General features: G+C 65.4%; 16 protein-coding genes. 10 read left to right on the top strand and 6 right to left on the bottom strand.

Features of this window, described 5'->3' with window-relative positions:
- On the bottom strand, positions 1-218 hold a 218-nt coding region (locus tag KHO41_RS28405), incomplete at its 3' end, for a transposase (protein WP_211956577.1).
- A gap of 924 nt (positions 219-1,142) precedes the next feature.
- On the opposite strand from KHO41_RS28405, the gene KHO41_RS28400 reads away from it, so the two are divergent.
- The 4 genes from KHO41_RS28400 to KHO41_RS28385 are packed head-to-tail and all read left to right on the top strand — an operon-like array spanning position 1,143 to position 5,391.
- A complete protein-coding gene (locus tag KHO41_RS28400) occupies positions 1,143-2,348 on the top strand; it encodes an efflux RND transporter periplasmic adaptor subunit (protein ID WP_211956576.1) in 1,206 nt (401 codons plus the stop codon).
- Position 2,349: 1 nt separating this feature from the next.
- The gene (locus KHO41_RS28395; RefSeq protein ID WP_211956575.1) at positions 2,350-3,042 is read left to right on the top strand and encodes an ABC transporter ATP-binding protein; all 693 of its coding nucleotides are present in this window, start codon (positions 2,350-2,352) and stop codon (positions 3,040-3,042) included.
- Between the two features lie 19 nt (positions 3,043-3,061).
- On the top strand, positions 3,062-4,216 hold the full coding sequence (locus KHO41_RS28390; RefSeq protein WP_211956574.1) for an ABC transporter permease: 1,155 nt from the start codon (positions 3,062-3,064) through the stop codon (positions 4,214-4,216).
- An 8-nt stretch (positions 4,217-4,224) separates the two neighbouring features.
- Entirely contained in the window at positions 4,225-5,391 is a 1,167-nt protein-coding gene (locus tag KHO41_RS28385; RefSeq protein WP_211956573.1) for an ABC transporter permease, read from the top strand.
- Positions 5,392-5,403: 12 nt separating this feature from the next.
- Here KHO41_RS28385 and KHO41_RS28380 read toward each other — a convergent pair whose 3' ends face one another.
- The 5 genes from KHO41_RS28380 to gtdA form a co-directional block, all read right to left on the bottom strand.
- The gene (locus KHO41_RS28380) at positions 5,404-6,747 is read right to left on the bottom strand and encodes an MFS transporter (RefSeq protein WP_211956572.1); all 1,344 of its coding nucleotides are present in this window, start codon (positions 6,745-6,747) and stop codon (positions 5,404-5,406) included.
- Between the two features lie 262 nt (positions 6,748-7,009).
- Positions 7,010-8,224: a 3-hydroxybenzoate 6-monooxygenase gene (locus KHO41_RS28375; protein WP_211956571.1), complete on the bottom strand. Its 1,215-nt coding sequence runs from the start codon at positions 8,222-8,224 to the stop codon at positions 7,010-7,012.
- Between the two features lie 26 nt (positions 8,225-8,250).
- Entirely contained in the window at positions 8,251-8,892 is a 642-nt protein-coding gene (gene maiA, locus KHO41_RS28370; protein ID WP_211956570.1) for a maleylacetoacetate isomerase, read from the bottom strand.
- 29 nt (positions 8,893-8,921) lie between these two features.
- Positions 8,922-9,620, bottom strand: coding sequence for a fumarylacetoacetate hydrolase family protein (locus KHO41_RS28365; RefSeq protein ID WP_211956569.1), 699 nt, complete (start codon positions 9,618-9,620; stop codon positions 8,922-8,924).
- A 98-nt stretch (positions 9,621-9,718) separates the two neighbouring features.
- Complete coding sequence (gene gtdA / locus KHO41_RS28360; protein ID WP_211956568.1) at positions 9,719-10,765, bottom strand: gentisate 1,2-dioxygenase; 1,047 nt, start codon at positions 10,763-10,765, stop codon at positions 9,719-9,721.
- Between the two features lie 141 nt (positions 10,766-10,906).
- Between gtdA and KHO41_RS28355 the strand changes: the two genes are divergently transcribed.
- From KHO41_RS28355 to KHO41_RS28330, 6 genes are all read left to right on the top strand, one after another.
- Entirely contained in the window at positions 10,907-11,848 is a 942-nt protein-coding gene (locus tag KHO41_RS28355) for a LysR family transcriptional regulator (RefSeq protein ID WP_211956567.1), read from the top strand.
- Between the two features lie 81 nt (positions 11,849-11,929).
- A complete protein-coding gene (locus tag KHO41_RS28350; protein WP_211956566.1) occupies positions 11,930-12,313 on the top strand; it encodes a RidA family protein in 384 nt (127 codons plus the stop codon).
- 1,049 nt (positions 12,314-13,362) lie between these two features.
- On the top strand, positions 13,363-14,505 hold the full coding sequence (locus KHO41_RS28345; protein WP_211956565.1) for a GGDEF domain-containing protein: 1,143 nt from the start codon (positions 13,363-13,365) through the stop codon (positions 14,503-14,505).
- Between the two features lie 296 nt (positions 14,506-14,801).
- Positions 14,802-16,427, top strand: a complete 1,626-nt coding sequence (locus KHO41_RS28340; protein ID WP_211956564.1) for a methyl-accepting chemotaxis protein — start codon at positions 14,802-14,804, stop codon at positions 16,425-16,427.
- A gap of 293 nt (positions 16,428-16,720) precedes the next feature.
- The gene (locus tag KHO41_RS28335) at positions 16,721-17,962 is read left to right on the top strand and encodes an RtcB family protein (protein WP_211956563.1); all 1,242 of its coding nucleotides are present in this window, start codon (positions 16,721-16,723) and stop codon (positions 17,960-17,962) included.
- Positions 17,963-18,080: 118 nt separating this feature from the next.
- Entirely contained in the window at positions 18,081-19,472 is a 1,392-nt protein-coding gene (locus tag KHO41_RS28330; protein WP_211956562.1) for an FAD-dependent oxidoreductase, read from the top strand.
- Positions 19,473-19,505 lie beyond the last annotated feature (33 nt).

Genomic DNA, 19,505 nt, shown 5'->3' with positions numbered 1-19,505 from the left:
TCCAGCACCACCCGGAACTTGTCCGCACTGGACCACTTGTCACTCTGCTTGCCGTTGCCTGGCACAACCTTTCCTTGCTCTCGCGCCTCGTGGCGCCAGGTGCGCAGGCTCACTGTCGTGACACCCGTCTCCTTGGCCAACGCCACAACTGATCGGTTCAAGGGCGGCATCATCTGCTCAACCATCCACTCCTTGAACTCCGCCGGATAGCGTTTCATCTCCAAACCGCTTCCGCCCCCCATTGTCCTTCATCGAAAGGCGGCGAGGCGACAACTATCCTGACATGGAGGGCGAGCGACAAAAAGTAACCAAAAAGCGCGTCGTTGCCGCTGGCCATCAATTCCACGGTGGCAGTGGTTCAAACGGCTTTGGACGCCTGCTACGGTGGTCAGTGGTTCGACCCTGCTACGCCATGTGAGTCAGAACCTGTGCCTGGCGCGGCACGGCTTTTGGACAATCCCCAAGACGGACTCGGGTACAGCGTTCCAATCAGGTCAGTGGTGGGACGCCTTCGGCTGCGCTGCGCGCGCGTCGTCTGGGGGCAAGCTCATCAATGCTGCTGGCGCACGAGTCCCGCTTTCAGTTCCAGTTCCTGATGTCCTGTCTCTACGCGCATGCAATGCGCCCAGGGCATCGTCACCGAGGCGGGGTTCGGGTCAGACCTTCGCGGCCTTACTCCGAGCCGCGCGTAGCGCAGCCGAAGGCGTCCCCGTGAGGGCGTTGTTAGAAGGGACCACTTCGTAATCCGGGTTCGCTCGTACGCGCTGTCCCATCCTAATCATCTACGCGGCAGGCAGTCCAGCGGTCCTCTGATGCCTCAATGGCATTGAGCTCTGGATTGACCACGTAAACGCGCTTTTGCCTACTTTTACCGCTCGGGTAAAAGTAGGTCGCCGGCTACGCCGGCGAAACAGAGGCGCCTGCCAAGAGCGACAGACCCAACTCGAACAAAGAGCCCCGCCGGCTACGCCGGCGAACCAGCGGCGCATGCCAAGAGCGACAGACCCAGCTCGAACAAAGAGCCCCGCCGGCTACGCCGGCGAACCAGCGGCGCATGCCAAGAACGACAGACCCAGCTCGAACAAAAAGCCCAAAGTGCCCCCAGCGCTATACTGACAACCTCTCCCAGCAGGATGACCCGATTGGCCGACCAAGACCTCTCCCGGCTGAAAATCGACCGCGGCCCACACGCTGCCCCGCCGCGCCGCCGCCGGTGGCTGCCCTATGTGGCCATCGCCGTGGCGCTCGCCGTGGCCGCGGCTATCGCCTTCAAGGTGGCCGGCCCCACTGCGGTGGAGACCGTCACGGTCTCGTCCGCCTATCCTTCCCAGAACTACACCCTGCTCAACGCTACCGGCTATGTCGTGCCGCAGCGCAAGGCGGCGGTCGCTTCCAAGGCGCAGGGCCGGCTGGAATGGCTCGGCGTGCTGGAAGGCTCGCGCGTGAAGAAGGATGAGATCATCGCGCGCATCGAAAGCCGCGACGTGGGCGCTACGCTGGCGCAGGCAACGGCGCAGGTGAAGGTGGCACAGGCCAACCTTGAGTTGCAGCTCGCCGAGCTGCGCGACGCGGAAGTGAACCTGCGCCGCTCCGAACAGCTGCTAGGCCCGAAGGCGATCTCGGTCCAGCAGTATGACGCCGACCTGGCGCGCTTCAAGAAGGCGCAGGCGTCGGTGTCGAATTCGAGAGCGGCCATCGCCTCGGCACAGGCGAATGCGCAGGCTGCACAGGTATCGGTCGACCAGACCGTCATCCGCGCGCCGTTCGACGGCGTGGTGCTGATCAAGCATGCCAATGTCGGCGACAACATCACGCCGTTTTCATCGGCGTCCGATACCAAGGGCGCGGTCGTGACGATCGCGGATATGGATACGCTCGAAGTCGAGGCGGACGTCGCTGAATCCAATATCGCAAAGATCCGCGCGGACCAGCCGTGCCTGCTGCAACTCGACGCGCTGCCCGATATGCGCTTCGCGGGCCAGGTGTCGCGCATCGTGCCGACCGTGGACCGCTCCAAGGCGACCGTGCTGGTCAAGGTGCGGTTTGTCGACCGCGATGCGCGCGTGCTACCCGACATGAGCGCCAAAATTGCGTTCCTCTCCAAGCCATTGGCCGAACAGGACCGGAAGCCGGTCGTGGCTGTGCAGCCGGCCGCCATTGTCACGCGTGACGACCGCAAGGTGGTGTTCGTGGTCCACGACGGCAAGGCACAGGAAAAGGCGGTGACGACCGGCGAACGCATCGGCGAACTGGTGGCCGTCGGCGGCGTGGCCGCGGGCGATGTGCTGGTGCTTGCACCCGGCGACAAGCTGCGCGACGGCGCCCGCGTCACGGCGGCGAAGAAGTAACGTGGCCGCGACCCCGCTCGTCAGCATCCGGCACCTCGCCAAGTCATACCGGCGCGGCATGCAGATCGTGCCCGTGCTGACCGATATCACGCTCGACATTGCCGAGGGCGACTTCATCGCGCTGATGGGACCGTCCGGCTCCGGCAAGAGCACGCTGCTGAACCTGATCGCCGGCATCGACCGGCCGGACAGCGGCGAACTGCTGGTAGGCGGGCAGGACATCACGCGGCTCGCGGAGTCGGAACTGGCCGCGTGGCGCGCGGCCAATGTCGGCTTCATCTTCCAGTTCTACAACCTGATGCCGGTGCTCACGGCGTTCGAGAACGTGGAGCTGCCGCTGATGCTGACGCGCCTGTCGCGCGCCGAGCGCCGTGCGCGCGTGGAGCTGGTGCTCGGCATGGTGAACCTCGCCGATCGCATGGACCACTATCCGTCCGAGTTGTCCGGCGGGCAGCAGCAGCGCGTGGCGATTGCGCGCGCGCTGATCACCGACCCGGTGCTGATCGTCGCCGACGAGCCCACGGGCGACCTCGACCGCAACGCCGCCGCCGATATCCTGGCCATGCTGCAGCGGCTCAACCGCGAGGGCGGCAAGACCATCATCATGGTCACGCACGACGCGCATGCCGCCAACGCGGCAGGGTCGCTCGTGCACCTGGAGAAGGGGGAACTGATTCATGGCAACGGCGCCTGAACCGCACTGAGTGCACGCCATGTTCGTGCTGAAGCTGATCGCCCGCAACGCGCTGCGCCACAAGCTGCGCACGGTGCTGACCGTGACGGGGCTGGTCGTGGCGGTGCTGGCCTACGGATTGCTGCAGACTGTGGTCGACGCTTGGTACGCGGGCGCGGCCGCGGCTTCCAGCGGGCGGCTCGTGACGCGCAATGCCATCTCGCTGGTGTTCCCGCTGCCGCTCAGCTATGAGAACCGCATCCGCGGCGTGGACGGCGTGACGGTGGTGTCGCGTTCCAACTGGTTCGGTGGCGTCTATCGTGACCCGAAGAATTTCTTTGCCCAGTTCGCGGTTTCGGACAATTATCTCGACCTGTACCCGGAATTCGTCGTCACGGCGCAGCAGCGTGCCGACTATCAGCGCGACCGCAAGGGCGCGCTGATTGGGCGGCAGCTCGCGGACCAGTATGGTTTCAAGGTCGGCGACGTGCTGCCGATCAAGGGCACGATCTACCCGGGCACGTGGGAGTTCATCGTGCGCGGAATCATGGAAGGCCGCGATGAAAGCACCATCACGCGCCACATGGTGTTCCATTGGGAATACCTGAACGAGACGGTGCGCAAGCGCTCTCCGAAGCAGGCCGACCAGGTCGGCGTCTACATCCTCGGTATCGACAACCCGGACAACGCCGCCGCGATTTCGCGCAACGTGGACGCCGTATTCCACAACTCTCTGGCCGAGACGCTGACAGAGACCGAGCAGGCGTTCCAGCTGGGCTTCGTGGCGATGTCGAACCAGATCATCGCGGCGATCCGCGTGGTGTCGTACGTGGTAATCCTGATCATCATGGCGGTGATGGCCAATGCGATGGCCATGAGTGCGCGCGAACGCACGGTGGAATACGCAACGCTCAAGGCGCTCGGCTTCGGGCCTGGCTTCCTGGCGCTGCTGATGTTCGGCGAATCGATATTCATCTGCCTCGTGGGTGGCGGCATCGGCATGCTCGCCACGCCGCCGATGGCTGCGATGTTCAAGCAGGCGGTGGGTGGCGTGTTCCCCGTGTTCACGGTGTCGCACGAAACAATGGGGATGCAGGCGGCCTGCGCGCTGGTGGTGGCGCTGTTCGCCGCGGTGGTGCCGGCCGTGCAGGCGGCACGCGTGCGCATCGTCGAGGGCCTGCGGGCGATCGGCTAGGGATTCACATGGCGATCCCGCTCAGTTACATCGCGCGCAACCTGTGGGCCCGGCGGCTGACCACGGCGCTGACGGCAGGTGGCCTCGGGCTCGTGGTGTTCGTGTTTGCCACCATGCTGATGCTCGATGCGGGCCTCAAGCGCACGCTGGTCACCACCGGTGAGCGGGACAACGTCGTCATGATCCGCAAGGGCGCGGAGACCGAAGTGCAGAGCGCGATCAGCCGCGACCAGGCCAGCATCATGGAGATGCATCCATCGGTCGCGATGGACGGCAACGGCCGCCCGATGGCGTCGAAGGAAGCCGTGGTGCTGATTTCGCTGAACAAGCGCGGCTCGGACACGCCGTCCAACGTGGTGATCCGCGGGGTGTCGCCGAAGGGTTTGGCATTGCGGCCGCAGATCCGGCTGGTGTCGGGACGCACGTTCCGGCCCGGATCATCGGAGATTATCGTCGGCAGTAGCGTGGCCGGCGGCTTTACGGGCGCGCAGCTCGGCGGGCGATTGCGCTTTGCCCAACGCGACTGGACCATCGTCGGCGTATTCGACGCAGGCGGCAGCGGCTTTGATTCAGAGATATGGGGCGATGCCGACCAGCTCATGCAATCGTTCCGCCGCAGCAGCTATTCGTCGATGGTGGTGCGGCTGACGCGGCCCGACGCGTTCGCGCGGCTGCGCGCCGACATCGACGTGGATCCGCGCCTGGCCAACGAGGCCAAGCTCGAGCAGACCTTCTACAGCGACCAGTCCAAGGCGCTGTCGACGTTCATCAACATCCTGGGCCTGACGCTGACCACGATTTTCTCGATCGCTGCGATGATCGGCGCCATGATCACGATGTACGCGTCGGTGGCGAACCGCGTCGCGGAAATTGGCACGTTGCGTGCGCTGGGCTTCCGACGCACCAACGTGCTGGCCGCGTTCCTGGTCGAGGCGCTGCTACTGGGGCTCGTCGGTGGCGTGGCTGGGCTTTGCTGTGCCGCGCTGATGCAGTTCGCTTCATTTTCGACCACCAACTTCCAGACCTTCGCCGATCTGTCGTTCCGCTTCATCCTGACGCCGGGCGTCGTGGTCAGGACCTTGTTGTTCTCGATGGCGATGGGGCTGATCGGCGGTTTCCTGCCGGCGTTGCGCGCGGCCCGCATGAACATCGTCGATGCGCTGCGGGCACGCTGACGCCGGTGCGCGTCAGCTCGCGGCGAGTTCCTGCCGTGTATGTGCGCGGCGTGCCAGCCCCAGCGACAGCATAGTGCCGCCCGCCAGCAGAGCGGGGATGCCGATCAGCGCGAACAGCGTAGGCATGCTCAGGCCCATCGACAGCATGGTCGCGCCGCCCACCGAGCCCACCACCGAGCCCATCCGGCCGACGCCGTTGGCCCAGCTCACGCCGGTCGCCCGGCAATCGGTCGGGTAGAAGCCGGCCGACAATGCGTTGGCGCCGACCTGCGAACCCGAGATGCAGAAGCCCGCAAGGAATACCGCGGCACCTGCCAGCATCGGCGTATCGGCCAGGCTGCCGATCGCGGCGACGAACACACCGGCCAGCGCGTAGCTGATCGCCAGCACGTAGTGCGGATTGAAGCGGTCCATCAGCCAGCCCAACACAATCGCGCCGAGCGTGCCGCCAACCTGGAACATGGTGGTGACCAGCGCCGCGGTACGCAGCGACAAACCGGTGCCTCGCAGCAGCGTCGGCAGCCAGCTCGACAGCAGGTAGATCACCAGCAGGCTCATGAAGAACGTCAGCCAGAACAGCAGCGTGCCGCGTACAAGCTCCGGCTTGAACAGGTGACGTACTGGCGAGCTGGTGCTGCGGGATTCCGACACCGTGAATGTGGCGCCATCAAGGTCGGCCTGCGGGGCAATGCGCCGCAGCGTCGCGGCGATGCGTTCCGGCGCGCGTCCGGCCATCACCAGGTAGCGCACCGATTCCGGCAGCAGCACGGCCAGCAGTACCGTGAGCGCCAGCGGCAGCACGCCGCCGACCACGAGCACCGAGCGCCAGCCATAGGCTTCGATCAAGCCTGCCGAAGCGAGACCGCCGAGCGCCGAGCCGAGCGTGAAGCCGCAGAACATGGTCGTGACCAGGAACGAGCGGCGCTTCTCCGGGCAGAACTCGGACGTCAGCGTGATGGTGTTGGGCATGGCACCGCCGAGTCCAAGGCCGGTCAGGAAGCGCAGCGCAATCAGTTCCCACAGCTCGCCGGACCATGCCGATGCGAGGCTTGCCGCGCCGAAGAACAGCACCGAAAACACGAGCACGCTCTTGCGGCCGAAGCGGTCGGCGAGCGGGCCGAACAGGAACGCGCCAGCCATCAGGCCGGCAAGGCCCGCGCCGAACAGCGGCGCCAGATGCGCGGGCGTGAGCTGCCATTCGGCACGGATGGCCGGCGCGATGAAGCCGATGGCGGCGGTATCGAAGCCGTCGATCGCAACGATCAGGAAGCACAGCGCCACGATCATGACCTGGAAGGCCGAGAGCGGCTGGCGGTCGATGAACGCGGAAATATTGATGGTCTGGCTGGCAGGCATGGGTTGTCTCCTCCTCGTTGCCTGTTTCGGGGCGAACGATGGCCACTGGCGGCGCTTGCTGCCAGTGCCATCAAGTGTCACTACTTCGAAAGACTTACAAGATGAACCGAGGTATCTCCCCTCTCCCGCTTGCGGGAGAGGGGCGGGGGAGAGGGCAGGCGTTCGCAATGGCGAAGACGGTTACTTCGTGGCGGCTCCTGCCCTCTCCCCCAACCCCTCTCCCATAAATGGGAGAGGGGAGCAGCCAAGCAGCTATCGAACCTCAGAGCCAGGGCGTCGTGCTCAGGCAGCGCTCGGCGCGCCAGCCGTGCAGCCATTGCAGGGCGTCGTAGAACTGGGTCTGCGTGCGGCCCGTCCACAGCGAGTTGCGCACCATGCGGTCCACGCCCTTGGCGTGGTACACGCGGCCCATGTCGCGCGCCGCGTAGAGCACGCGTGCGGTGCGGGGGATGCGGGCTTGTTCGTACAGCTTGAATGCGGCCTCGAAGTCATTGCCCGCGGCTTCCACCGCGGCGCCCAATGTGACGGCGTCCTCGAGTGCCTGGCAAGCGCCCTGCGCGACGTACTGGGTCATCGGATGCGCGGCATCGCCGAGGATGGTCGCGCGGCCGAAGCTCCAGCGCTCGACCGGGTCGCGGTCGGCGGTGGCCCAGCGCTTCCACGACGTCGGGCGGTCCAGCATCTGGTGCGGCAGGGCGTGGATGCCGTCGAAGTAAGACAGCACCTCTTCCTTGCTGCCTTCGCGCACGCCCCAGGTTTCCTGCTCGCGGCTGTGGAAGGTCACGACCAGGTTGTATTGCTGGCCGCCGCGCAGCGGGTAGTGCACGAGGTGGCAGTTCGGACCGGCCCACACCACCGGTGCGTTGACCTGCAAGTCCTTCGGCATGTTTTCGACTTCGACGACCGCGCGATACACCACGTGGCCGGTCACGCGCGGCGCATCGCCGATCAGCGCGTCGCGGATCGCGGACTTGACGCCGTCGCAGCCGACCACGGCATCGGCCTGGTGGCGCTCGCCGCGCTGGTCAATGACGGTGACGCCGCGCTCGTCCTGTTCGAGCTTCTCGACGCGCGTGGCGGTACGGAAGCTGATCAGCGGATGATCCTTCACCGCTTCGAGAATCGACAGGTGGATGTCCGCGCGGTGAATCACCGCATACGGGTTGCCGAAGCGTTCGCGGTAGGGCGTGCCGACATCGACGCGCGCAATCTCATGCGTGTCGATTGCATCGCGCAGGCTCAGGTAGTCCGTAAAGACGGCACGGCCGCGCGCGGCTTCGCCCACGCCGAGCGCATCCATGGCTGCGAACGCATTGGCTGCGAGCTGGATGCCGGCGCCGATCTCGCCGATCTGCTCGGCCTGTTCCAGCAGTTCGATGCGGATGCCCTTGCGCGCGAGCGCCAGCGCCGCTGCCAGCCCGCCGATGCCGCCGCCGATGATCAGAACCTTGCGGCCCGTGTCTTGTGATGTGTTCATGCTTGTCTCCTGGCCGGGTCAGCGAATCAGGCCGTGTAATCGGGTTGCTGCGTGGGCGCAGCCTTGGCAAAGGCGGGGTGCGCCGTGGCATGCGCATAGACCGCCATGGCGCGCGGGTAGGGCGAAAGGTCGCAGCCCACGCGCTGCGCGTTGGCGATCTGCGGCACCAGCGTGACGTCGGCCAATGTCGGCTTGTCACCGAAACACCACGGGCCCTTGCCGTGCAGCGCGAGCAGGCGTTCCACACCGGCCATGCCTTCGTCGACCCAGTGGCGGTACCAGGCATCCTTCTGTTCCGGCGTCACCTTGAGCACATCCTGCAGGTAGCGCAGCACGCGCAGGTTGTTGACCGGATGGATGTCGCAGGCGATCAGGCTGGTCAGTTCCAGCACGCGCGCACGCGGCTCCGCGTCCTGCGGCAGCAGGCGCGGTTCCGGGTAGTGCGCGTCGAGGTAATCCATGATCGCGAGCGACTGTCCGAGCGTGAAATCGCCATCCACCAGCGCGGGCACGCAGGCGGACGGGTTGATGCCCTGTACGTACTCCGCCTCGCGGTGCTGGCCGGTGCGGATGTTGACCGGCAGATACTCGAACGGCAGGCCCTTGAGCGCCAGCGCAATGCGCACGCGGTAGGACGTGGAGCTGTTGAAGAAACTATAGAGCTGCATGATGGCTTCGCTGCTTACCGGCGTGGATATCAGACCACGCGGACCTTGAGTTCGCCGAGGCCGTCGACGCCGGTCACCATGGTGTCGCCGGCCTTGACCGCACCCACGCCTTCCGGGGTACCGGTGAAGATCACATCGCCCGGTTCCAGGCGGAAGAACTGCGACAGGTAAGCGACCGTTTCGGCCACCGACCAGATCAGGTGCGTGACGTTGCTGCGCTGCTTGTCTTCACCGTTGACGGTCAGCCAGAGGGCAGCTTCCTGCGGGTGGCCGATATCGGCGGCGCGATGGATCGGCGCGACCGGCGCCGAGGCGTCGAAGGCCTTGCCGATTTCCCACGGACGGCCCATTTCGCGCATCTTCATCTGCAGGTCGCGGCGCGTCATGTCGAGGCCCACGGCGTAGCCCCACACGTGCTCCAGCGCCTGCTCGACCGGAATGTCGGAACCGGCCTTGCCGATCACCGCGACCAGCTCGGCTTCGTAGTGGTAGTTCTGCGTCTGCACGGGGTAGGGCAGTTCCAGCGTCTGGCCGTCGGCCACGGGCACGATGGCATCGGCGGGCTTGCAGAAGAAGAACGGGGGCTCGCGATCGGGGTCGAAGCCCATTTCGCGTGCATGGGCGGCATAGTTGCGGCCGACGCAGTAGACGCGGCGCACGGCGAACTGGTCATCGGTGCCGGCAACGGGAATGGCGACGGTGGCGGGGGGCGTGAAGACGTAGGACATGGTCGGCTCAGTCAGTCAGAAGGGTGTGCGGGACCGGGGTGCCGCGCCATGCGCGCACCCGGGCATATGAATTCGGATGAAACGGGTTGAAAAGGGGCTCAGGCTCGCGATTCGCGCAGCAGGTTCAGTGCCGACAGCACGGGGCGGTCGGAGTAGCTGAACAGCACGGCGTCTTCCATCGCGCCGAGCTGCACCGGTGCCCACGACGGCGCGACGAACACATCGCGCGGCTCGAACTGGAACTGCGCATCGCCGATGCGCACGGTGCCGCGGCCTTCCACCACGCTGTAGACGGTGGCGTCGGTGCTCCGATAGGTCTTGCCCTGGAAACCGGCCGGCAGGTACTGCATGAAGGTGGCGATGGTCGGCATCGGCCAGCCGCCCGTGGCCGGGTTCACGTAGCGCAGCTTCACGCCGTCCCACGCGTCGAGTTCGCCATTGCGGTAAAGCTTGTCGAGCGCTTCACGCGAACGGTCGTACGGATAGCTGAAGATCGGCGAGGTCGGGTCGGTGACCTTGTGGCGCACCGGCACCATGTTCTGACCGAAGCGCGCAAAGCTGTCGCCCTCGGGACGCGTCACGGGCTGCTGGGACTCGGGGTAGTTCTCGGCAAAGCCTGCATCGAACTGCTGCACCAGCGGGATATCGAGGCCGTCCAGCCACACCACCGGCTCGCCGCCATCTTCCAGGCTCGGGTTGCCATGGTCATGCCAGGTCCACGACGGCGTGATGATGAAGTCGCCCGGATGCATGGTGGTGCGCTCGCCGTTGACGGCGGTCCAGGCACCCTTGCCTTCCACGATAAAGCGCAGCGCCGACTGCGTATGGCGATGGCTCGGCGCGATCTCGCCCGGCAGGATCAGCTGCAGGCCGGCGTAGAGCGTCGACGTGATGCTCGACTTGCCGGGCAGCCCGGGGTTCTCCAGGATCAGCACGCGGCGCACGGCCTCTTCGGCGCTGATGACCTCGCCGGCCTGCATGACCAGCGGGCGGATCGCGTCGTACTTCCAGATGGCCGGGATGATCTGCGGGCGCGGCTGCGGCGGCACCAGGCTGTGGAGCGATTCCCACAGCGGGGTCATATGGCTGTGGCCGATGCGCTCGTAGTACGCGACGCGGGCGGGATCAGGCGAATGATCGGACATGCTGTCTCCGTGGCTTTTTGTGTTCCCCGGCGGTGTTGCCGGGCTGTTGCTTGGAGTTATACGTCCCGCGATATAAGATTTGAAATGAATAAATCCTCTTATCTATACGATTCATCGTATAGGTGAACTTAGCGATCAGACATGGACTGGACCCAGCGCCTGCGCCTGCGCAACCTGCAGATGCTCCTCAGCCTCGCCGAGACCGGCAACATGAGCCAGTCGGCCGCGCTGCTCAATACCACGCAGCCCGGGCTATCCAAATGGCTCAAGGACCTGGAAGACGACATCGGGCTGCCGCTGTTCGAGCGCCAGGCGCGCGGGCTGCAACCGACACCGTACGGCGAGTCGCTGATCGAGCATGCGCGCCGCATTACCGCACAGCTAGACACGGCGCGCGACGACCTGGCGGCCATGCGGGAGGGCGGCAGCGGGCTGGTGGTGGTCGGCACGTCTGGCGCGTCGGCCGCTGATACGGTGCCGCTGGCCGTGCTGCGGCTGCTGCAGCGCATGCCGCGCGCGCAGGTTCGGCTGGTCGAAACGACCATGGACCGGCTCATGAACCAGCTTGCGCACAATGAGCTGGACATCGTGGTGGGGCGATCCGCGCCCGAGTTGCAGGACGCGCAGACCATTGGCGAATCGCTGTACCTCGAACCGATCCACTTCGTGGCACGTCCGCGCCACCCGCTGGCCACGCAGGACACGGTGACGTGGGAGGCGCTGCAAAGCTACCGCTGGGTCGTCTGGCCGCGCGGCACGCCGATCCGCAATGCGCTCGAAGCGGCGCTTGCCAGCGCCGGGCGGCCGTTGCCGGCCGATTGCGTGGAATCGAACTCCACGGTGCTCAACCTCACGCTGCTCAACAATAGCGACATGATCGGCCTGGCCTCGCACCGGACCGCACGCCGGCTCGAAGAGCTAGGCGCCCTTCGTATCGTGCCCCTGCGCCTCGCCGGGTTTGGCTCGGTATCGATGTACTGGCGCGAAGACTCGATCAATCGTTCCGCCGTCGCGACAATGCTCGACTGCCTGCGGCGCGCCGCCGACCGCGAAGTGCCGGACGCGGTTGTCCCTGCGCCTTGAGCGGTTGGGCTTTGGCGCCTACATTGGATGCTCCACGCGCCGGCGCTCCGGCGCGCCGCACATCCACCATGGAGGGGCGACATGGAATTCCTGAATTCCGGCAAGGTCCTGCCCGCAGGACTGCCGTTCTCCGAAGCCGTCCGCATTGGCAACGTTGTCTACCTGTCAGGGCAGATGGGTATCGTGCCTGGCAGCACGCGGCTTGTTCCTGGCGGTATCCGTGAAGAAGCCAAACAGGCGCTGATGAATATCCGTTCGACGTTGGAAGCCCATGGGCTGACGATGCGGGATGTTGCCAAATGCACGATCATGCTCGCGGATATTAGCGAATGGCAGGTTTTTAATGAGGTTTATAAGGGGTTTTTTGAGCCGCCTTATCCGGTCAGGAGTGCGTTGGGGGCTAATGGGTTGGCGTTGGGGGCGAGGGTGGAGATTGAATGTTTGGCGGTCGTCGGTGAGGGGTAGGCTGGGGTTCTTGGCGGGCGCCGCTGTTTCGCTGGCGTAGCCGGCGGGGCTACTCGTTGGGGGTAGGTTATCGCTCTTCGCTGGCGCGGCTGTTTCGCCGGCGTAGCCGGCGAGTCACTTTTGTCCGAGCGACAAAAGTAACCAAAAACGCGTTTTGGTTGCCCCAAAGGGGCGAATTTTTATCGTAGTGTGCCAGGGGTGTTGTACGGGTATGGGCTTCAGAGGGGATTTCCGCTGCCTGCCGCGTGGGGCACGACCGTGGTCAGAATTACAGCGCTGATTGAACGAGCCCTGCAAGCGTCTGTGGACCCTGCTGCGAGCGATATCGCGTGATCGCCTTCGGCTGCGCTATGCGCAGAGCTCAAGTCTGAGCACGCAGGCCCAAGGCGAACCACGCCTCGGTGACGATGCCTGCCAATGCATGCGCGTAGAGACAGGACATCAGGAACGGGAACGGGGACTCGGGCGCCAGCGACGCTGATGAGCTTGCCCCCAGACGACGACGTGCGCGCAGCGCAGCCGAAGGCGTCCCACCACTGACCGTGTTGGAACGCTGTACCCGAGTCCGTCTTGGGGATCGTCCAAAAGCCGTGCCGCGTCAGGCACAGGTTCTGACTCACATGGCGTAGCAGGGTGGAACGGCCGACCACCAAAACTGAATCCAAAGCCGTTTGAACGACTGCCGCCGTGGAATTGATGGCCAGCGGCAACGACGCGCTTTTTGGTTACTTTTTGTCGCTCGGACAAAAAGTGACTCGCCGGCTGCGCCGGCGAAACAGCGGCGCGGACCAAGAACGACACATCAACCCCAAACCACAAAACCCCCGCCGGCTACGCCGGCAAAACAGCGGCGCCCGCCAAGAACGACACCCCAATCCCAACCAGAAACCCCCAACTTCCCCCCTCTCCCCCCCACTTGCCCCCACCCCCCAATCCCATATAGCCTTCACCAACAAAACCCCCTCCCCGGCCCGACCAAAAAGGACCATGACCCGCAAAGCAGTCCCCCGTTTTCCCCAAGGCCAATCCCACCCTGTCACCGCCTGACGATGCCAAGTCTGGACCTGCGTTCGCTGTCGATCATGACGGGCATGATCGATATGGCCCTTTGCGTCATCCTGCTGGCGTTCCGCCACGCCTATCCCCGATCGATCAAGGGATTGCTGCCCTGGGCGATGGCCCCTGTGATGAGCGCGCTCGCTGCGTTGGTGTTCGCGATGGACGGGCGCTGGCCCGCGCTGAGCGTGGTGCTGGGCGGCAATGGATTGATGCTCGCCGGAGCAGGTCTGTACTACGTCGGCAGCCAGCGCTTCTTCGGCGTGCCCGTTACATGGCCACGCTGGCTCGCGGTGGGCCTGGCCTGCCTGGCAAGCCTTGGCTGGTACCAGGCAATCTTGCCTGATTACCGCATCCGCGTTGTGCTGCTGGCATGCACCCTGGCAGCGGTGTGCCTCGCGCATGCAAGGCTGATGTGGCGTCACGGCAAGGGGTTCGGGCCGCGCTTCACGGTGGCTATCCTGCTGCTTCAGGTCCTGATCCTGCTGCTGCGTGCGGTGACGACAGTCTTCCTTGATGCGCCCGATTCGGCGCGCTTTGTTGGCGATGTCATCCAGACGACCTATATCGGGGCGTTCAGTTTCTCGACGTTGTTCATCTGCATCGGCCTGCTGCTGACCGTCAGCGAGCACATGCGCGAGCAGTTCGAGCAGTTGTCGCAGCGCGACGACCTCACGGGTGTCCTCAACCGCCGCGCGGTGCTGCTCGCCGGCGACCGCGAACTCCAGCAGTGGCGCAATGGCGGTCGTGCGTTCTCGCTGCTGATCATGGATATTGACCACTTCAAGCGTATCAATGACCAGTACGGGCACCTCGTGGGGGACCGCGTACTGGTCCACTTCGTCGAGACCGTGCGCCAGGCGTTGCGCCACACTGACCAGCTCGGTCGCTTTGGTGGCGAGGAGTTCGTGGTGCTGATGCCGCAGACCGATCGTCCGGCCGCGCTCGCCACGGCGGAACGCGTGCGGCAGGCCGTCGCGAACCAGGCCAGTGAAGACTGGCCCACGTGTACGGCAAGCGTCGGCCTGGCCAGCGTCGAGGCCGGCGAAACCACCCTCGATGGCGTACTGTCGCGCGCTGACGCGGCGCTGTATCGCGCCAAGGCGGACGGGCGAGACCGCGTGGCGGTTGGCTGAAGCTGCACGCCGTCGCGCTGCTTCATGGGTTAACCCGCCCTTCTTCTGAGGGGTCAAACTCCGCGGAACCTCGCCGTTAGCCGGCGGAACAACAGGATTTGAACGAATGTGGTCATCGCGTGTGCCGTTTCGGCGGCGCCGCGCATGAACCCCTTGCCGGCGCGGCATGGCATTGGCTGCGCAGGGCTTCGGAACGGGCGCTAGGCGTTAGACGGTGGGCATGCCTGCCGGGTCTGTCAGGAGGATTGACAATCAACCGCAGCGCTTGCGTCCGACGGACGCGAAGGGGGACATTCATGAATTTCAGGGATTTCTCGATCAAGGCCAGGCTCCTGGCCGGCTTTGGCACGCTGGCCAGCATCGTGCTGGCCGTATCCGCCTATTCGCTGCTCGCGCTGGGCGCATCCACGGACGGCTTCACCCAGTATCTGAACGGTCTCAATGCACGCTCCGAACTGTCCGCGGAGGTGCGCGCGGCGGTCGACCGCCGCGCCATCGCCGCGCGCAATATGGTGCTCGCAACCGAGGCGGCCGAGATCGACAAGGAAAAAGCGGAAGCGCTGCGCGCGCATGAAGATGTGCAGAGCCGCCTTGGCAAGCTCAGCCAGATGGTCCAGGACAAGTCCGCCAGCGACGAAGCGCGCCAGCGCGTCGCGGACGTGGTTCGCGTCGAAGCACAGTATGGACCCGTGGCAACGGCCATCGTCACGCTGGCCGCGGACAAGCACACCGACGAGGCGATTGCCCGCATCAACACGCAATGCCGGCCATTGCTCGAGTCGCTGTTGCATGCCGTCGATGCCTATGACGACCTGACCCATCGCCGGCAGCGTGACATGGAGGCCCAGCTCGCCGCGGACTATGTCAGCCGGCGCAACCTGCTGGTCGTGATCGCGCTGGCCGCGGTGGCGCTCGCATGGATCGGCGGCGTGCTGGTCACCCGCGCGATCACGCGGCCCATCGGGCAGGCGGTGGACGTGGCGCGCACGGTGGCCAGCGGCGATCTCGGCGCGCGTATCGAAGTGACGAGCAACGACGAGACCGGGCGCCTGCTCGCGGCGTTGCGCGACATGAACGAACGGCTCACCGAAACCGTGACGCGCGTGCGTGCGGGCAGCGCCAGCATCGCCGGCGCGACGCGCGAAATCGCACAGGGCAATGCGGACCTGAGCAGCCGCACCGAAGAGCAGGCCGCGTCGCTGGAACAAACCGCCGCCAGCATGGAAGAGCTGACCGAGACTGTCAGGCAGAACACCGACAATGCGCGTCATGCCACGGAACTGGCCCGCAACGCGGCCAATGTTGCGCAGGAGGGCAGCGGCACCGTGGGCCGCGTGGTGGAGACCATGCAGGGCATCAGCGCGAGTTCCGCCAAGATCGCCGAGATCACCGGCATCATCGAAGGCATTGCGTTCCAGACCAATATCCTTGCACTCAATGCCGCCGTCGAAGCGGCACGCGCGGGGGAACAGGGCCGCGGGTTTGCCGTGGTGGCGAGCGAGGTACGCGCGCTGGCGCAGCGCTCTTCCGGCGCGGCCAAGGAGATCAAGGCGCTGATCGATACCTCGGGCCAGCAGGTTGCCACGGGCGCGGAACTGGCCGGCGCGGCGGGACACGCCATGGCATCCGTCACACAGGCCGTGGCCCAGGTCATGGCCATCGTCGAAGAGATTGCCACCGCATCGTCGGAACAGGGACGCGGCATCGAGCAGGTGAACCAGGCGATCGTCCAGATCGACCAGGTCACCCAGCACAATGCATCGCTCGTCAGCGAGTCGGCGTCGGCTTCGCGCTCTCTCGAGGAACAGGGGCGCGAACTGAACGAACTGGTGTCGGTCTTCCGGCTGCCTGGCGAATCGCACGCAAGGCATGAGCCGGGCAAGCGGGCGGTTCAGGCTTCGGGGCGTATCGCCATGGCGTAATGGCATCGCGCGGCAGGTGGATGCCAGCCTGCCGCGCGAAGTCTTCCGCCACTGCGGAGCGTGCTTCCGTCAGAACGTATGCTTGATGCCCACCATCGCGCCGCTGTATTCGGTGAGCGGCAAAGCGGGCGATGTCAAGGCGTGGGCCGGAACAGGGAAGGGCCGGTGAGCCTGTCCCGCCGACGCAGGTAGCAGGTAGCCCGGCGGCGTTCGAGACGCTCCTTGCTTCACTTCGGGATTGGATGGTCAGCAGCAGCGTCTAAACTGCAGTCCGTTCAACCCGGAGTGATTCCATGACGCAACAGGCCCGCTACGAGCTGCTGAAGACTGACAAGGGCCACCCGGTCAAGATGTGGACCCGGGGCGTGCCCGTGGAGGAAGAGGCGCGCCGCCAGCTCGCCAATACCGCGCAGATGCCGTTCATCTTCCGCCATCTCGCGGTGATGCCCGATGTGCACCTCGGCAAGGGCTCGACGATCGGCTCGGTGATTCCTACGGTGGGTGCTGTGATTCCGGCGGCAGTCGGCGTCGATATCGGCTGCGGCATGATGGCCGTGCGCACATCGTTGCGCACATCGTTGCGCGCATCGGACCTGCCGGACAGCCTTGGCCCGTTGCGTAGCGCGATCGAACACGCGGTGCCGCATGGCCGCACCGCACAGCGCGGGCGGCACGACGAAGGCGCGTGGGGAAAGGTGCCGGAGCCGGTCGACAGCGTCTGGGCCGAGATGGCCGCAGACTTCCGCCGCATCACCGACAAGTATCCCCAGCTCGCCCGCACCAACAACCGCAGCCATCTCGGCACGCTCGGCACCGGCAATCACTTCATCGAAGTCTGCCTCGACGAGACCGATGCCGTCTGGTTCATGCTGCATTCCGGCTCGCGCGGCGTGGGCAACGCGATTGGCACGACCTTCATCGCGCTGGCGCAGCAGGACATGCGCCGGCACCTGGCCAACCTGCCGGACCGCGACCTCGCGTACCTGACCGAAGGGTCGGAGCACTATAACGACTACGTGTTCGCCGTGTCCTGGGCGCAGCAGTTCGCGCGGCGCAACCGCGAGCTGATGATGGCGAACGTGCTGGCCGCCGCGCGGCGCGTCATCGGCAAGCCGTTCAGCACGGAGGCGCAGGCAGTGAACTGCCACCACAACTACGTACAGAAAGAGCGCCATTTCGGCCAGGACGTGCTGGTCACGCGCAAGGGCGCGGTGAGCGCGCGCGAGGGCGAGCTTGGCATCATTCCGGGGTCCATGGGCGCGCGCTCGTTCATCGTGCGGGGCAAGGGCAACCCGGAGTCGTTCTGCTCGTGCAGCCACGGTGCGGGTCGCACCATGAGCCGTACCGAGGCGAAGCGCCGCTTCAGCGTCGCCGACCAGGTGCGCGCCACCGAAGGCGTGGAATGCCGCAAGGACGCCGCCGTGATCGACGAGATCCCGATGGCCTACAAGGACATCGATGCGGTGATGGCGGCACAGTCGGACCTCGTCGAGGTCGTGCACACGCTCAGGCAGGTGGTGTGCGTGAAAGGGTAGCTGACCGCATTAGCGCGTGAACCGTCCCATCCCCGACGGCACGGAGCCTGTGTCATTTTGTTGCAAACTGTGGCGTATTGTTGTAATTTGAGGAGAGCTCTCAACCTCGGAGAACTCCATGCGCCCCTTCTGGCTAGAACAGGCCCTTCTCGGTGATACCGATCTTGCCCCCGCCTTGCGCGGAACCCACCAGGCTGACATCTGCATCGTAGGTGGCGGGTTCACCGGGCTTTGGACAGCGCTGCAACTCAAGCGAAAGCGCCCTTCCGCGAGAATTACGATTCTCGAGGCCGATATCTGCGGCGCAGGCGCAAGCGGACGCAACGGCGGTTGCATGCTGACGTGGTCCACCAAGCTCTTTACGTTGACCCGGCTGTTCGGTGAGGCCGAAGCCATGCGGCTGGTACGGGCGTCCGAGGATGCGATTCCCGCTATCGCGGATTTCTGCCGCCTGCATGGTATCGACGCCGATCTGCGCATGGACGGCACGATCTATACCGCCACCAATCCCGCCCAGGAAGGTTTGCTCGATCCGGTCGTGAAGGCGCTGGAGGACTGGGGGCTCAATAGCTGGCAGCGCCTGAGCAGCGGCGAGGTTGCCACGCGAACGGGCTCTGCCCGCAACCGCTCCGGCTTCTATTCACCGTTGGCCGGCACGGTGCATCCGGGCAAGCTGGTGCGTGGCCTGCGTCGCGTGGCGTTGAGCCAGGGCATCGACATCCATGAGCGCTCGCCGATGATTTCCGTGGTCGATGCCGCGCGACCCGCGGTCGTTACGCCGAGCGGACGCGTGGAAGCCGACCACGTTGTGCTCGCGCTCAATGCCTGGATGCCAACGCTGTTCCCGCAGTTCGAGCGCTCGGTGGCCATTGTGTCGAGCGACATGATCATGACGGACCGCTGTCCCGACCTGCTGGCCAGCATCGGGCTCGATCACGGCACCTCGGTGCTGGATTCGCGCACCTTCGTCTACTACTACCGCACCACCTGCGACGGGCGGCTCATGCTTGGCAAGGGCGGCAACACGTTCTCCTACCGCGGGCGCATCGTGCCGGTCTTCAATCAGGCATCGCCATACGAGACGATGCTCACGCAAAGCTTGCGTGCGTTCTTCCCGGCCTTGAGCGATGTGCCCGTGATTGCCAGCTGGAATGGCCCCTCGGACCGCTCGTCGACCGGCTTCCCGTTCTTCGGCTACCTGAACGGAAACCGCGCAATCTCCTATGGGTTCGGCTATTCCGGCAATGGCGTGGCGCCAAGCTATATGGGCGGCCAGATGCTGTCGTCGCTGGCGCTGGGCGAGGACAATGCCTGGACGCGTTCAGGGCTGGCGAAGGGGCCGCGTGGCCAATTTCCTCCGGAGCCGGTGCGCTATCTCGGGTCGCTGCTGGTACGCAACGCGATCCGCCGCAAGGAAAGCGCGGAAGATCGGCACACGGAGCCTTTCCTGCTCGACAAGTTCCTGGCGCGTTTCGCCCAGGCCGCAGGTAAAGCCGATAAGGTGGCCTGAGCGCCGGCGGATATCGAGTCCTGCCTGACAAGC

Origin of the sequence: Cupriavidus numazuensis, assembly GCF_905397435.1 — a bacterium.
GTDB lineage: Bacteria > Pseudomonadota > Gammaproteobacteria > Burkholderiales > Burkholderiaceae > Cupriavidus > Cupriavidus numazuensis.
This window is presented reverse-complemented; position numbering and strand designations above follow the sequence as displayed.